This is a genomic window from Burkholderia sp. Bp8986 (assembly GCF_003854225.1).
Taxonomy (GTDB): domain Bacteria; phylum Pseudomonadota; class Gammaproteobacteria; order Burkholderiales; family Burkholderiaceae; genus Burkholderia.
Genome location: NZ_QTQM01000044.1, coordinates 22,589 through 37,980, shown reverse-complemented (window position 1 = coordinate 37,980; position 15,392 = coordinate 22,589). Strand labels below are relative to the sequence as shown.

Sequence of the window (15,392 nt, the reverse complement as noted above, 5' to 3'; positions counted from 1 at the left end):
TACGACGACATATATTAAGCATGCAATCGGCGCACCTCTAGAGATCTTCCGATCAAACTCGCCGGCAGCGCGCGTGCCGCACCGCCGTGCGCTACTGGATCCGGGCGCCGCTGTCCGTCGTCACGACGCTCAACGATGCGGACCGCACGACGCCGTCGGTCACCGGCATGCCGATCCGCAAGGCGTTCGGCATGATCCGGTGACGACGGGCCGGATCTTCCCGGCGCTCAGCCGGGCGTACGTGCTCGCGCAACTGCCGAGCGGCTGGCTCCCCGATTCGTCGATCGAGTTGCCCATCGGGCGCAGGCAGCGGGCAGCATCGGCGCTGCACACCGATCCGGAATGCTTACCTCGCAGGTAATGCCCGGCGCGCGCGGGATTGCCTATCATCTTCGTCATGAACTCGACCGCCACCCTCCAATCGCTGCCCCCGTCCGCCGGCCGCGCGTCTGGCATCGGCTCGCTGCTGCGCACCTGGCGTCAACGCCGCCGCCTGAGCCAGATGGCGCTCGCGCTGGAGGCCGAGGTGTCCGCGCGGCACCTGAGCTTCGTCGAATCGGGGCGTGCGCAGCCGAGCCGGGAGATGGTGCTGCATCTCGCGGAGCGCCTCGACGTGCCGCTGCGCGAGCGCAATGCGCTGCTCGTCGCGGCCGGCTTTGCGCCGCTGTTTCGCGAGCGGCCGTTCTCCGATCCGCAGCTCGATGCGGCGCGCCAGGCGGTCGAAGCCGTGCTGCGCGGCCACGAGCCCTACCCGGCGCTCGCCGTGGATCGCCACTGGACGCTGCTCGCCGCGAACCGGATGCTCGGCGCGCTGGTCGCGCAGGCCGATCCGGCGCTCTTGCGGCCGCCCGTCAACGTGTTGCGGCTGAGCCTGCATCCCGACGGCCTCGCGCCGCGGATCGTCAACTGGCACGAGTGGCGCGCGCATATCCTGCACCGGCTGCAACGGCAGATCGACGCGAGCGGCGACCGCACGCTGCATGCGCTGCGCGACGAACTCGCGAACTATCCGGCACCGGCCGGCCAGCCCGCCGACACGCAGGCACGCGCCGACTACGCGGACATCGCGGTGCCGCTGCGGCTGCGCACGGCAGCCGGCGAACTGACGTTCTTCAGCACGACGACGGTGTTCGGCACGCCGGTCGACGTCACGCTGTCGGAACTCGCGATCGAGGCGTTTTTCCCGGCGAATCCGGAGACGGCGGACGCGATGCGCGCGCTGGCGGACACGTTGCCGGCGCAGTGAGCATCGTCAACGACGCTCGAACGCCAGCTTCACGCCCAATCCGAGCAGGACCGCGCCGCTCGCCCGGTGCATGCGGGTCAGGATGCGCGGATTGCGCCGGATCGACGTCGACAGCAGGCCGCCGAACAGCGCGACCGGCCCCTTGACGAGAAACGTCAGGCCGGCAAACGTCGTGCCGAGCACGAACAGCGACAGCATCGGATGCGCGGCGCCCGCGGGGACGAACTGCGGCAGGAACGCGAGATAGAACAGCGCGACCTTCGGATTCGACACGTTGGACAGCGCGCCTTGCGCGAACGTGCGCAACCCGGACGCCGGCGCGTCGCGACCGCTCGCGAGCGTCAGCTCGCCCGACGAACGCAGCAGCGTGATGCCGAGGTACAGCAGATACAGCGCGCCGATCATCTTCAATGCAGTGAACAGCCATTCGGATGCCTGAAGAAGCGCACCCAGCCCGAGCGTCGCGAGCATCGTATGCACGAGCAGCCCGACGCTGACGCCCGCCGCGGTCACGAGGCCCGCCCGCGTGCCGCCGGATAGCGTGCGCGACATCACGAGCACCATGTCCTGGCCCGGCGTCAGAATGATCAGAAGGGAAGTGGCCATGAACGGCAACCAGGCTACGTGCGGCATCGGAACTCTCCTGAAAGCGGCGCCAGGCGGGACGGGCGGGAATCGCGCGCGTCCGTGGAGCCGGGCAGTCATCGGATTATCGGCAACTTGCCGTGGAGAATGGCTGCGAAGTCGGCTACTTTCGAGGCACGATTTGGCGTTATTCTCCAATATCGACTTTATCGGTAGTCAAAAATGCCAATCAAGCTGGATTCCATCGATCGGCGCATTCTGCGTGCGCTGCAACGGAACTCGAACCAGACGAACGCCGAACTCGCGCAGCAGGCCGGCCTCTCGCCCACGCCCTGCCTGCGCCGCGTTCACCTGCTGGAGGAACAGGGCGTGATCGACGCGTACGTCGCCCTGCTGAACCCGGCGGCCGTCGAGCTGCGGTTCACGGCCTTCGTGCGCGTCACGCTGGAACGCCAGGACAAGACGACCGTCGAGCGCTTCGCGCGCGAGATGGAGCAGGCGCCGGAAGTGCTCGAATGCCATCTGATGGCCGGCAGCTACGACTATCTGCTGCGCGTCATCGCGAAGGATCTCGACGACTATCAGCGCTTTCAGATGGAGACGCTCACGCAGATCGAAGGCGTACGCAACGTCGAAACCGAGATTCCGCTGAAGCGCATCAAGCAGACGGTGCGTCTGCCGATCTAGGCAGGCGGAAAGGCAACGGTGTGCGCACCGCTGTCTTCGGATCAGGCGTCAGAACACTACAATGACGTCCGTTCGTACAAGATCCTGAAATGCCGTTCGCCACCCGGGCCACGCCGGCGGCGGCACCCTTCACTTGACGATGCCGGCACGCCCCGGTCTACCGCGGCCATTCCAACAATGATTCCGCTCGGTCGTTCGCCTGTCTCATGATTCCCGCTCCGCTTTTCTCCGGCGCCTTCTTCATCGTTCTCGGCATTTCGTTTCTGGCGGCCGTCTCTGTCGTGCTCTGGATCGTTGCGCTGGTGCTGTTTCCGCCTGTACGACGATCGTTTCGTGTATATCGGCGACGCTCCACCGCCATCTTCGCCGCCCTGTGCGTGACGAGCAGCTTCGTCGTCGCGATGGTGGCGATCGGGCTGCAGGCCGAGGCGAACATCAGGAAGGAAGAGGCCGCGAAGCATCCCGCGCTCGTGAAGAGCGAGCGTCTGATGGGCATCGACATGCCGCCCGGCACGCGGCTGTCGCTCTCGACTGCCGGCGACATGAACTCGATCGAGAAAGCCGAGTTTCCGCATGCGGTCGATGTCTACGGCATTGCGGCCGTCGCGCTGACGGTCGGGACGGAATTCGACGATGAAGCGCCGCGCAACGACCGGGACCTCGCCACCCTCACCGCACTGACGCTCACCACCACCGGGCCGCGGACGATCGATGGTTGGACCTGCGGTTCGAAAGCGCCGCTGAAGATCGTGCTGCGCAACGATGCGCGGACCAGGACGCTCTGGTCATGCCACCTGGCCGACGGCAATCGCGTGGCCGGCGGTGTCGTACCCGCCGGGTCGCGCGTCATGAGAAGCACCACCACCTATGGGGACGGCATGCGCGACAACGACTATTGGGAGATCAGGGTCGCGGAAGGCGATGTGTTCGAAATGTCATCGCTACCGCTGCGTCACCCCGAACTGCGACTCGATCGGGAACGCACCGTTCTCGCGTTCGACTACGCGACGCTGGCGCGTGCGGCGAGCGTCGGTAACCTCATCTATCCGGCCGGCACCGAAGTCGCGTTCGGCGTGCGCGGGCTGCGCGAAGACTACCCCGGTGCATGGCGCTTCAGGACACCCGGGCGCCAGCACGCGGTCGACAAAAAGACGGGACCGATCGCCGATGGTGCGTCGGTCGTACAGGCGCCTTCGGGGAAGGTTTACGCGATCTTCCCGGGTCGTACCGACTGAATGCGCTGCGCCATCACCGGCTGGCGGCCGGGTGCGAGCGCAGCGGAATGGTGATTGCACGGTTCGCGCAGAAATGCCGAAGTCCCGCAAGGACGCGGGCGCGGGCGTCGGCTATCGCCGGCAAGCCACACCGAGCGGCATGGCGACGCCGGACGGTTTGCCGACGCTACGTATAAAGCGACGCCTGCGGCAATTCGCCCGTCAGCGCGAACCGGCCGACGTCGCGCAGCCGATAGTCGAGCGGATCGTGCAGCGTATGCGTGCGCGCGTTGCGCCAGAAGCGGTCGAGGCCGAGCGATGCAGCCGTCGCACGTGCGCCGCACGTGTCGAACAGCGCCTCGCCGTTCTCGAGCGCCGCGCGCTGCGCGACGATCTTCGCGTCCGACACGGCGAGTGCCACCTCGGCCCGTTCGTCGGCCGTCAGCGCGTCATGCCGCGACCATGCGCGCTGCAACGCGACGGCCGCGCGGTCGGCGAGCGCCGCCGCCGCGACCGCCTGCACGCGCATGTCGCCGAAGCGCTGCAGCGTATAGGGATCGTCGCTCGCCTGCGCGACACCCGCGTTGATCCACGGCCGGCCGTGCGTCAGCACGTAGTCGCGCGCCTCGGCCAGCGCGCCTTCGGCGAGCCCGACGAACAGGTTCGTCAGCACGAGCTGCGACACCAGCGTGCGCAGCGTCGCGCGTGGCGTCGGCGGTGTCTCGGAGCGGTGCAGCACCTCGTCCCGCGCGAGCGTCACGCCGTCGAAGCGCACGCTGCCGCTGTCGGTCTGGCGCTGGCCGATCGGATCCCAGTCCTCGTTGACCGTGATCCCGTCACGATCGGTCGGCACCACGCCGAACACGGCGCGGCCCGTTTCCGGATCGTGCGCGGACACGGTCATCCGCTGCGAGCCGCGCGTGCCCGAACAGAAGCCCTTCACGCCGTCGAGCCGGTAGCCGCCGTCCGGCGTCGCGGTCGCCGCGAGCCGCGTGTCGAGCGGGTTGACCGCATTGCCCCACCACCAGCGATGCTCGACCGTGCCGCGCAGATAGCGTTCGCGCTGCGCCGCGCTGCCCCACACGTCGACGCTCACCACCTGCAGGATCTGGAACCCGACCAGATGCGCGAGCGCGCTGTCGACGCGCGCGATCCGCCGGATCGTGTCGTAGATCGCCGGCCACTCGGCTTCCTGTCCGCCGAATTCGCGCGGCACCGCGAGCGTCAGCAGGCCCGCGTCGGCGAGCCGCTGCTTCTCATCGGCCGCGTGACCGCCCGCGCGGTCGCGCTCGGCAGCCGTCGCACGCAGCGCGTCGATCGCACGCGCCAGCGCATCGGCGTCGAGCGCGCGTGCGTCGGTTTCCGGCGCCAGCGTCGCCGGGCCGCGGGGATCGTTCATGCGACGGCTTCCTGTGCAACGGTTTCGTGCGCAACGATTTCGCCCGACAACGGCACCAGCGCGCCGAGCCGGCGGCCGGTCAGCCGCGACAGGATCTCGCGCCGCCAGTCGTCGTAGATCGCGCGGTATTCGGCGATATCCGCACCGAACACGTGCGCGGTGTGCGCGTATTCGTCATGCAGATAGCCGTCGAGCCGCGCCTGGGTTTCCTCGTCGGCCGCGATCACGCGGTCGATCAGCGCGTCGCGCTCGGCGGGCGGCAACGCGTTCAACGTGTCGAACCACCACTGGACGATCTGCACGCGATGCCACTCCTCGTCCGGACGGATCCGGTTCTCGCCGTGCTCGCGCATCGCGCCGTCGGCGATGCGGCCGGTCTTGCGCTGGATCCACAGCTTCGCGAGGATGTGCAACTCGTAATGCCATTCGAACGCGAGAAAGCCCGCGACGTCGCGTACCGCGATGTCGCCGATGCGTTCCCAGTGCGCGGCGACGAGCCGCTCGACCTCCGGCAGCGGATCGCGGCCCGTCAGTTCGGTCACGCGCTCGCGCCCGATCACCGCGTGCGCGCCGTCGTCGCCGAGCTGGCGCGACAGGATCAGCTGGAAATGCGGGTCATCGCGAAACAGCGTGTCGATCGCCTTCGCGACGACCTGCACGATGAACAGGTCGTGCGACGCCATCTTCGTGTAGTAGTCGGCGACGGCGGCGAGCTCGTCCGCGCCGTGCGGCTCGCGCGGCGGCGTCGCCAGTTTGTCAGGGAAGCCGGGGCGATGGCGTCGTGCGACGTCCAGAAACAGGGCTTCCTCGAATTGTCCGTTCCATTCGCGCGGCGCGCCGATGGGCAAGGTCATGGGTATCGTTCTCTCAGGGTCTCAATGAAAAGAGCCGGCGCTCGTGGCGCCGCTCAGGTACGCCGGGTCACGCGTCGGACCAGGCGGTCGCCCGTGATTTGCACGGCCGAAACGAGTGCGATCAGGATCACGATCACGGTCACCATGACGGTGGTGTCGAAACGCTGATAGCCATAACGGATCGCGAGATCGCCGAGCCCGCCCGCGCCGACTGCGCCCGCCATCGCGGTCGAGCCGATCAGCGCGACGACGGTGATCGTGAAACCGCCGAGCATGCCGGGCAACGCCTCCGGCAACAGCACGTGCCACACGATGTGGCGGCGTTTCGCGCCCATCGCGAGCGCGGCCTCGATCAGCCCGCGATCGACTTCGCGCAGGCTCACTTCCGCAATCCGCGCGAAGAATGGAATCGCGGCGATCGACAGCGGCACGACGGCCGCCCACACGCCGATCGTCGTGCCGATCAGCACGCGCGTGAACGGCAGGAGCGCGACGAGCAGGATGATGAACGGTGTCGAGCGGAACACGTTGACGAGCGCGCCGAGCACCGCGTTCAGGCCACGCCGCGCGTAAATGCCGCCGGGCGCGGTCGTCACTAGGATCACCGCGAGCGGGATGCCGATCAGCGCGGCGATCGCGGCCGACGCGGCGACCATCGACAGCGTGTCGCGGATCGCGTCGAGCAGTTCGGGCCACCAGAGTTCAAACATAGCCGAGCACCTCCGCATGATTCGCGTGGCGGCGCGCGCGCTCGAGCAACGCGGCGACCGCGCCGCCGCGTGCCGGTGGGTGGCCGGCGTCGTCCGCGCGCGGCGACGCCGCGATCACGAGGCGCCCCTGCGCATGCCCCTGAATGCGCTCGATCCCGCCGTGCAGGAAGCGCACCGATCCGCCGAGCGCCGCCGCGAGCGCGCCGACGTCCGGCTCGCCGCCGCTTTCGCCCGTATAACGGACGTCCAGCACGACTTGCGCGCCGTCGGGCAGCGCGGCCAGCTCGGGCAACGGCTGCACGCGCGCGGCGAGTTCGGCCGGCAGGTCGTGCACGAGCGTGCTGAGCAGGGCACGCGTCGCGCCGTGGCGCGGATCGCCGAACACGCGCCACACCGGGCCCGTTTCGACGACCTCGCCCTGTTCGATCACCGCGACCGTGTCGCACACCGCGCGGATCACTTCCATCTCGTGCGTGATCAGCACGATCGTCAGTCCGAGGCGGCGGTTGATGTCGGCGAGCAGCGCGAGGATCGATTGCGTCGTCTCGGGGTCGAGCGCCGACGTCGCCTCGTCGCACAGCAGCACCTCCGGGTCGTGCACCAGCGCCCGCGCGATGCCGACGCGCTGCTTCTGGCCGCCCGACAGGCTCGCCGGATACGCGTCGCGTTTCGCGGCCAGCCCGACGAGATCGAGCAGCGCCTCGGCCTTGCGCGTGCGCTCGGCCTTCGGCACGCCGGCGATCTTCAGCGGCAGCGCGACGTTCTCGAACACCGTCTTCGCCGACAGCAGGTTGAAATGCTGGAACACCATGCCGGTGCGACGCCGCAGCGCGACGAGCCCGTCCTCGTCGAGCGTGCCGACGTCGACGCCCTGCACGCGCACGCTGCCCGAACTCGGACGTTCGAGGCCGTTCACGAGCCGCAGCAGCGTCGACTTGCCGGCACCGCTGCGGCCGATGATGCCGAACACCTCGCCGCGCCGCACGTCGAGCGTCACGTCGCGCAGCGCGGCGGCCTGGCCGCGCGGCGTCGCGAACACCTTGCCGACGTGTGCGAACGACACGGCGGCGGCGCCGTCGGCCCGCGCGGCCGCTGCATTACGCGAATCATGCGCGTCATGCACCTCATGCACGTCCGCACCCGCACCGGCCCGCACGGCCGATGCCTCGATGAAACCCAGCGTGTCGAACAATTGCGTCATCGCTTCGCTCCGTCACGTTCACGCATGCGCGGGATGCTTGGGTTCGGGCGCCGGCACGGCGGCCGGCCGGTGCTGCGCACCCGTGTGCCACGCGGGCAGCCGCGCGCCGGCGCCGAACAGCTTCTCGCGCAGCGTCGGCGCGGGATCGTAGTCTTCCTTGTAGATGCCGCGGTTCTGCAGCTCGGGCACGACCCAGTCGACGAAATCCTCGAACGACTCGGGCATCACGGTGCGCGTCAGGTTGAAACCGTCGATGCCCGTTTCGTCGATCCACGACTGCAGTTCGTCCGCGACTTGCGACGGCGAGCCGACGATCGGCGCATAGCGGCCGCCGAGCGACATCTGTTCGAGCATCCGGCGCACGGTCCACGTGCCGGTCGTGCTCTTGCGCGAGATCGCGTCGACGGCCGACTGGATCGAGTCGGTCTTCACGTACGAAATCGGCTCGTCGAGGCCGTACTTCGCGAAATCGATGCCGGTCGAGCTCGCGAAATGCGCGAGGCCGGCTTCCGGGCTCGCATAGCGCCGGTATTCGTCGAACTTCTCGCGCGCGAGCCGCTCGGTTTCGGCGGTCACGACGCTCACGCCCGCGAAAATCTTGATCGATGCGGGATCGCGGCCCTGCCGCGCGGCGGCTGCGCGAATATCCAGCGCCGCCGCGCGCGCCGCGGCCTTGCTCTGCCCGTTCACGAATACGCACTCCGCATGCCGCCCCGCGAATTCGACGCCTCGCGCGGACGAACCGGCCTGGTACAGCACCGGCGTGCGCTGCAGCGACGGCTCGCTCAGGTGGATCGCGTCGACCGAATAGAACGGCCCGTCGTGCTTCACGCGCCGCACCTTGCCAGGCTGCGCGAACACGCGCGCCTGCGCGTCGCGGATCACCGCGTCGTCGTCCCAGCTCTGTTCCCACAGCTTGTAGACGACGTCCATGTAGTCGTCCGCGCGTTCGTAGCGATCGTCGTGGCCGATCTGCTGTGCGAGGCCCATCCCGCGCGCGGCGCTGTCGAGATAGCCGGTCACGATGTTCCAGCCGATGCGCCCCTTCGTCAGGTGATCGAGCGTCGACATGCGGCGCGCGAACAGGTAAGGCGGCTCGTAGGTCAGGTTCGCGGTCACGCCGAAGCCGAGATGTTGCGTGACCTGCGCCATCGCGGGCACGAGCAGCAGCGGATCGTTGACGGGCACCTGCACCGATTCGCGCAGCGCGGCGTCCGGGCCGCCGCCGAACACGTCGTACACGCCGACGATGTCCGCGAGAAAGATCCCGTCGAACTTGCCGCGTTCGAGCGTCCTCGCGAGATCGGCCCAGTAGTCCAGATCGGTGTAGTGCGCGGAGCGGTCGCGCGGATGCGTCCACAACCCGTGGTTGATGTGCCCGACGCAGTTCATGTTGAACGCGTTGAGCAGGATCTTCTTGCGGTTCGCCGTCGTCATGTCGCCTCCGTCACCACGCGATCGCGTACAGCGAGCCGAACGCGTTGTCGAGCGCACGGCGCACCGCCGGCGAATGCTGGTAGATCGCGATGAACTTGCGGATGCGCGCGTCGTTCACGCTCTCGGGCCGCACGACCCACTGGATCGCGAAGTTCTTGTTCTCGGTGCCGTCGAACAGCAGCGCGCTGTTCGGGTCGGTCGTGCCGGCGAGCTTGATGAAGCTCGGATAGCCCTGCGCGAGGTCGACGTCATCGAGCGAGCGCGCGAGCTGCGACGCTTCGAGCGGGATGATCTTCAGGTGTTTCGGGTTAGACACGATGTCGTGCGTCGTCGCGCGGTAGTCGGCGCCCGGCTTCAGCGTGATGAGGCCCGCGCGCTGCAGCAGCAGCAGCCCGCGCCCGCCGTTCACCGGATCGTTCGCGATCGCGACACGCGCGCCGTCCTTCAGCTCGTCGAAGCGCTTCACCTTCTTCGAGTAGAGGCCGATCTTCATGATCGTGCCCGGCGCGATCGACACGAAGTTGTAACCGCCCTGCTTCTTCGCGTTCTCGAGAAACGGGATGTGCTGGAAGTAGTTGACGTCGATGTCCTTGTTCGCGAGCGCCGCGTTCGGCGTGTTCCAGTCGGTGAACTCGACGATCTTCACGTCGAGGCCCTGCTCCTTCGCCTCCTTCGCGGCAATCTTCAGCGCGTCGATCTGCGGGCTCGTCGAGATGCCGACCTTCAGCGGCGCGGTGTCGGCACGGGCGCCGTTCAGCATCAGGACGCCGAGCAGCGCGGCCGCCAGCAGGCGGGCCACGCGGCCGGAGGAAAAGCGGGCGGAAAAAACGGCATGCAGCATGGGAACCACTCTCCTGTCCAAAGACGGTATCGACGGATGAGCGGCGCCGCGGCGAACGCGCGGGCGTTCTCCGGACAGTCGTCGTCACATCGGAAAAAGATCAGCCGATGATAGAGAGCGGCAGGAATGCGGTCTACGAAGCGATTGTGCGAAGAAAATCGCGTGCGGCGATATGGCGCCACGGCGCGCGTCCGATGCGCGGGCGGCCGCCCCGTCGCCATCGGGCCGAAATCTCGGCCTGCCCGCCGGGCGAATTCCGAAATCTCGGCCAGCCGGGTGTTGCCATCCTTTCCCCAGACGAAACAAAATCCTTATAAATCAATGCCCTAAAAATATTCCGGCAGGCCGGAATGCTTGGCACGGGGGTTGCATTAAGAGACGCCACACGATGCCGCGTAGCAATGCGGGCATTCCAAACATCAGGAGACACGTCTTGCAGACCTCAATCCCCACCCAATCCCGTCCGGAGGCACTTGCCGAAGCCGGTCCCGCCACGCGCACACGCTTCTGGCCGGAAGGCTGGTGGAAGTTGATGGAAATCCGCATCGGCATCATCCCGCTGCCGGTCTACGTGATCCTGTTCGGGCTGATCGTCGGCTTCGCGGTGACGGGCAAGGTGCCCGGCGAGATCTCGATGGCGATCGCCGTGCTCGCGTTCTTCGGCTTCACCTGCGCGGAACTCGGCAAGCGCCTGCCGCTCTTGCGCAACATCGGCGCGGCCGCGATCTTCGCGACCTTCGTGCCGTCGGCGCTCACCTACTACCACGTGCTGCCGAAGCCGGTGCTGAACCTCACCGTCGAGTTCACGAAGTCGACCAACTTCCTGTACCTGTTCATCGCGTCGATCATCGTCGGCAGCATCCTGAGCATGGACCGGCGCGTGCTGATCCAGGGCTTCGTGAAGATCTTCATTCCGCTCGCCGCCGGTTCGGTCGCGGCCGCGATCGTCGGCACGGCGGTCGGCACCGCGCTCGGCCTCGGCGCGCGCCACACGCTGCTGTACATCGTCGTGCCGATCATGGCGGGCGGCGTCGGCGAAGGTGCGATTCCGCTGTCGATCGGCTATTCGGAACTGATGCACCTGCCGCAGGGCGAGATGTTCGCGATGGTGCTGCCGCCGGTGATGCTCGGCAGCCTGACCGCGATCATCCTGTCAGGCGCGCTCGACATGCTCGGCAAGCGCCTGCCGCACCTGACCGGCAACGGTCGCCTGCAGGTCGGCGAAAGCGGCGACATGACGCCGGAAAGCGAGGAGATCCGCGGCCACGTCGACGTCACGCACATCGCGGGTGCCGGCATCACGGCGATCACGCTGTACCTCGTCGGCCTGATGGCGCACAAGCTGTTCGGCCTGCCCGCGCCGGTCGCGATGCTGTTCCTCGCGGTGCTGGTGAAGCTCGCGCGCGCGGTGTCGCCGCCGCTGCAGGAAGGCGCGTTCGTCGTCTACAAGTTCTTCTCGACCGCCGTCACGTACCCGCTGCTGTTCGCGATCGGCGTCGCGATGACGCCGTGGGACAAGCTGACCGCCGCCTTCACGATCGTCAACGTCGTCACGATCGTGTCGACCGTCGCGACGCTGATGGGCACCGGTTTCGTGGTCGGCCGCCTGCTGAAGATGTACCCTATCGACACCGCAATCGTGAACGCCTGCCACAGCGGGCAAGGCGGCACCGGCGACGTCGCGATCCTGACCGCCGCGAACCGGATGCAGCTGATGCCGTTCGCGCAGATCGCCACGCGCATCGGCGGCGCGATCGTCGTCACCGTGACGCTGATCCTGGTCGCGCACTTCGGATGACGCGCCGCTGCGCGCACCGTCGCGCAGGCTGCTTCGCACGCGCCGCCGCCGGCTTTGCCGGCGCGCGGCGCGCGTCGTTGTGGCGGGGCGTTTGGGACGGCCGGAGTTGCGGACGGCCGGTCTCGGACGGCCGGTCTCGGACGACCGGTTGCGGGCATCGATGAGGGCGAACGTGCAGAAGAGCTTCAAGGGAATCCCGTGGTGGGGCTGGGCGTCGGCCGCCGTGCTGTATGTCGGCGTGGCGGGCGCGGCGGTCGATTTCGCGTGGGAACGCGCGATCGACGCGCTCGAGGAAACCGGCGCGCACCGGCTCGACCTGTACGCGTCGAGCCTCAAGAGCGAACTCGGCCGCTTCGAGATCCTGCCCGGCCTGGTCGCCCGGCAAGACGGCGTGCGCGCGCTGCTGCGGGCCGCGCCGCAAGACCGGCCCGCGCTCGCGCACACGGTGGACACGTATCTCGAAGCCGTGAACCGCGATGCGGGCAGCGGCGCCGTCGACGTGATCGACCTGCAGGGCGAAGTGATCGCCGCCAGCAACTGGAACGAGACGATCAGCTTCGTCGGCACCAACGTGTCGTACCGGCCGTACTTCAAGGATGCCCTGGCGCACGGCAGCGGCCGCTTCTTCGGGATCGGCACCAACACCGGCGTGCCGGGCGTCTACTTCGCGAGCGCGGTGCGCGACGGTGGCGTGCCGATCGGCGCGGCGGCCGTGAAGATCAGCGTCGACCCGCTCGAATCCGCGTGGCGCGCGCCGGGCGTCGCCGCGATGGTGGTCGACGGCAACGGCGTGATCGTGATCTCGACCGAGCCGGCGTGGAAGTTCACCGCGCTGCGCCCGATCACCGCGCAGCAGCAGCGCGACATCCAGGCGTCGCGGCAATACGCGGGCCGCACGGTCGACATGCTGCCCTACCGCCACCTCGGCGACCGCAGCGCCGCCGCATGGTTCGGCACGTTCCCCGATCCGCGTCACGCCGGCCGCAGCACGCGCTATCTCGTGATGTCGCGGCCCGCGCCGCAGGCCGGTGATTCGCTGATGGTGCTGCTCGACATCGCCGGCGCGCGGCGCCAGCAGCAGACCGCGTTCGCGTTCGTCACCGGCGCGTTCCTGATCGCCGCGCTGCTGGCCGGCTACGCGATCCAGCGGCGCCGGGCGATCGTCGCGCGGCTGAACGCGCAAGATGCGCTGCGCCGCGCGAACGACCGGCTCGAGCTGACCGTCGCGCAACGCACGGCCGCGCTGACGGCGGCGAACGAGCGGATGCAGCGCGAGATCGTCGAGCGCGAGCGCACCGAGCAGCGGCTGCGCGATTCACAACAGGAAGTCGTGCACGCGGGCAAGCTCGCGGTGCTCGGGCAGATGGCCGCGGGCCTCACGCACGAGCTGAACCAGCCGCTCGTCGCGATCCGCACGCTGTGCGACAACGCGCGTACGTTCTTCGAGCGCGGCCAGCCGGCGCCGGCGTATGCGAATCTCGAACGGATCGGCAAGCTCGTCGACAGCATGGCCGTGCTCACCGGCGAGCTGAAGACCTTCGCGCGCAAACCCGACGTCGAGCGCGTCGCGGTGTCGCTGAACGAGGCCGTCGCGCATGCGCGCCTGATCTACGATGCGCGGATCCGCGACGAAGGCGTGCAGCTCGACGTGAACATCGCGCCCGGCACGACGGTGTCCGCGGAATCGAGCCAGTTGCAGCAGGTGATCGTGAACCTGCTCGGCAACGCACTCGACGCGGTGCACGACGCGCCGGTGCGGCGCATCGTGATCGAAGCCGCCGGGCCGGACGACGACGGCCGCGTGCGCTTCTCGGTGGCCGACAGCGGCGCGGGCATCGCGCCCGACGTGCTGCCGCATCTGTTCGAGCCGTTCGTCACGACCAAGCCGCGCGGCCAGGGCCTCGGGCTCGGCCTCGCGATCACGTCGCGCATCGTCGAGGCGTTCGGCGCGAAGATCGCCGCGACGAACCGCGACGAAGGCGGCGCGCAGTTCAGTATCGAATTCGCGGCGGCGACGCCGCAACAGAGGATAGAGCATGGAAGATGAGATTCGCGTGCTGGTCGTCGAGGACGATGAAAACGTCCGGATCGGCGTCGAGCAGGCCGTCGCGCTCGCCGGGTTCCCGGTCGACGCATTCGCTTCGGCCGCCGACGCGCTCGCGCACGTCGCGCCCGGCGCCCCCGTCGTGATCGTGTCGGACGTGCGGATGCCGGGCATCGACGGGCTGCAGCTGCTCGAACGCGTGATGGCCGTCGATGCGCAGATTCCGGTCGTGCTGATCAGCGGCCATGCCGACATTTCGACGGCCGTCGGCGCGATGCAGGACGGCGCGTACGATTTCATCGAGAAGCCGTTCTCGTCGGACGTGATCGCGGGGCGCGTCGCGCGCGCGGTCGAGAAGCGCCGCCTGACGCTCGAGGTGCAGGGGCTGCGCGCGGCGCTGAACAACTGGCAGGGCATCGAGGCGTTCGTGCTCGGCAAGTCGCCCGCGATGGCCGACGTGCGCAAGAAGATCCTGCGGCTCGCCGATACGTCGGTGTCGGTGCTGATCACCGGCGAGACGGGCACCGGCAAGGAACTGATCGCACGCAGCCTGCACGACTTCGGCGGCCGGCGCGATGCCCATTTCGTCGCGCTGAATTGCGGCGGCCTGCCCGAGCAGGTGTTCGAGAGCGAGCTGTTCGGCCATGAGGCTGGCGCATTCACCGGCGCGATCAAGAAGCGCATCGGCAAGATCGAATGGGCGCACGGCGGCACGCTGTTCCTCGACGAGATCGAGACGATGCCGATTCCGCTGCAGATCAAGATGTTGCGCGTGCTGCAGGAGCGCGTGGTCGAGCGGCTCGGCGCGAACGAGCTGATTCCGGTCGACTGCCGCGTGGTGGCCGCATCGAAGGCCGATCTCGCCGAACTCGCGGCCGACGGGCGCTTCCGCGCGGACTTGCTGTATCGGCTCAACGTCGCGCAGATCGAGCTGCCGCCGCTGCGCGAGCGGCGCGAGGACGTGCCGCTGCTGTTCGAGCATTTCGTGCTCGCTGCCGCACGGCGCTTCGGGCAGCCGGCGCCGGTCGTCACGGCTGCGCAGGTGTCCGAACTGATGACGCATGCATGGCCCGGCAACGTGCGCGAATTGCAGAACGTGGCCGATCGCTTCGTGCTCGGGTTGACCGGCGACAGCCTGCTGTCGTCCGGCGGCGCGCCGGCGGCCGGCGGCACGCTTGCCGAGCAGATGGCGTATTTCGAGCGGATGCTGATCGAAGACATGCTGCGGCGTCACAACGGCAACGTGGCGGACGCGAGCGTCGCGCTCGGCATGCCGAAGAAGACGCTTTATCACAAGCTGCGCAACCTGCGGATTCCCGCGCGCGGCGACGCGGCGGCCGACGGCGGCGAATGACGCGAACGAGGATACGCAGAAC

Annotated in this window: 13 protein-coding genes and 1 pseudogene; 7 read left to right on the top strand and 7 right to left on the bottom strand. The window is 68.4% G+C overall.

From position 1 onward, the window contains the following. Positions 1-51: 51 nt before the first annotated feature. Positions 52-277: pseudogene (locus DID99_RS29370) on the top strand (MFS transporter); the annotation flags it as partial. Positions 278-397: 120 nt separating this feature from the next. Then, positions 398-1,246, top strand: coding sequence for a helix-turn-helix domain-containing protein (locus DID99_RS29365; protein WP_124668075.1), 849 nt, complete (start codon positions 398-400; stop codon positions 1,244-1,246). 6 nt (positions 1,247-1,252) lie between these two features. Here DID99_RS29365 and DID99_RS29360 read toward each other — a convergent pair whose 3' ends face one another. Continuing rightward, positions 1,253-1,879, bottom strand: a complete 627-nt coding sequence (locus DID99_RS29360) for a LysE family translocator (RefSeq protein ID WP_124668074.1) — start codon at positions 1,877-1,879, stop codon at positions 1,253-1,255. A gap of 174 nt (positions 1,880-2,053) precedes the next feature. Between DID99_RS29360 and DID99_RS29355 the strand changes: the two genes are divergently transcribed. Both DID99_RS29355 and DID99_RS29350 read left to right on the top strand, forming a co-directional pair. Continuing rightward, entirely contained in the window at positions 2,054-2,518 is a 465-nt protein-coding gene (locus tag DID99_RS29355; RefSeq protein ID WP_124668073.1) for an Lrp/AsnC family transcriptional regulator, read from the top strand. A 206-nt stretch (positions 2,519-2,724) separates the two neighbouring features. After that, the gene (locus tag DID99_RS29350) at positions 2,725-3,753 is read left to right on the top strand and encodes a hypothetical protein (protein WP_124668072.1); all 1,029 of its coding nucleotides are present in this window, start codon (positions 2,725-2,727) and stop codon (positions 3,751-3,753) included. A gap of 166 nt (positions 3,754-3,919) precedes the next feature. On the opposite strand, the gene DID99_RS29345 is transcribed toward DID99_RS29350, so the two are convergent. From DID99_RS29345 to DID99_RS29320, 6 genes are read right to left on the bottom strand one after another with little or no spacing between them, the layout of a single operon-like run. Next, on the bottom strand, positions 3,920-5,131 hold the full coding sequence (locus DID99_RS29345; protein ID WP_124668071.1) for an acyl-CoA dehydrogenase family protein: 1,212 nt from the start codon (positions 5,129-5,131) through the stop codon (positions 3,920-3,922). Continuing rightward, positions 5,128-5,985, bottom strand: coding sequence for a hypothetical protein (locus tag DID99_RS29340; RefSeq protein ID WP_124668070.1), 858 nt, complete (start codon positions 5,983-5,985; stop codon positions 5,128-5,130). The genes DID99_RS29345 and DID99_RS29340 overlap by 4 nt, the downstream gene beginning before the upstream one ends. Before the next feature lie 53 nt (positions 5,986-6,038). After that, the gene (locus tag DID99_RS29335) at positions 6,039-6,695 is read right to left on the bottom strand and encodes a methionine ABC transporter permease (protein ID WP_044845749.1); all 657 of its coding nucleotides are present in this window, start codon (positions 6,693-6,695) and stop codon (positions 6,039-6,041) included. Then, positions 6,688-7,896, bottom strand: coding sequence for a methionine ABC transporter ATP-binding protein (locus DID99_RS29330; protein WP_124668069.1), 1,209 nt, complete (start codon positions 7,894-7,896; stop codon positions 6,688-6,690). The genes DID99_RS29335 and DID99_RS29330 overlap by 8 nt, the downstream gene beginning before the upstream one ends. Before the next feature lie 18 nt (positions 7,897-7,914). Then, a complete protein-coding gene (locus tag DID99_RS29325) occupies positions 7,915-9,333 on the bottom strand; it encodes an LLM class flavin-dependent oxidoreductase (RefSeq protein WP_124530212.1) in 1,419 nt (472 codons plus the stop codon). A 10-nt stretch (positions 9,334-9,343) separates the two neighbouring features. Further along, a complete protein-coding gene (locus tag DID99_RS29320) occupies positions 9,344-10,174 on the bottom strand; it encodes a MetQ/NlpA family ABC transporter substrate-binding protein (protein WP_124489343.1) in 831 nt (276 codons plus the stop codon). A gap of 433 nt (positions 10,175-10,607) precedes the next feature. Here DID99_RS29320 and DID99_RS29315 point away from each other — a divergent pair, with 433 nt between their 5' ends. The 3 genes from DID99_RS29315 (at position 10,608) to DID99_RS29305 (ending at position 15,370) form a co-directional block, all read left to right on the top strand. After that, the gene (locus DID99_RS29315; RefSeq protein ID WP_124523783.1) at positions 10,608-11,972 is read left to right on the top strand and encodes a 2-hydroxycarboxylate transporter family protein; all 1,365 of its coding nucleotides are present in this window, start codon (positions 10,608-10,610) and stop codon (positions 11,970-11,972) included. 160 nt (positions 11,973-12,132) lie between these two features. Further along, complete coding sequence (locus DID99_RS29310) at positions 12,133-14,019, top strand: ATP-binding protein (RefSeq protein ID WP_124668068.1); 1,887 nt, start codon at positions 12,133-12,135, stop codon at positions 14,017-14,019. Then, complete coding sequence (locus DID99_RS29305) at positions 14,009-15,370, top strand: sigma-54 dependent transcriptional regulator (RefSeq protein WP_124530215.1); 1,362 nt, start codon at positions 14,009-14,011, stop codon at positions 15,368-15,370. The genes DID99_RS29310 and DID99_RS29305 overlap by 11 nt, the downstream gene beginning before the upstream one ends. Positions 15,371-15,392: the final 22 nt, after the last annotated feature.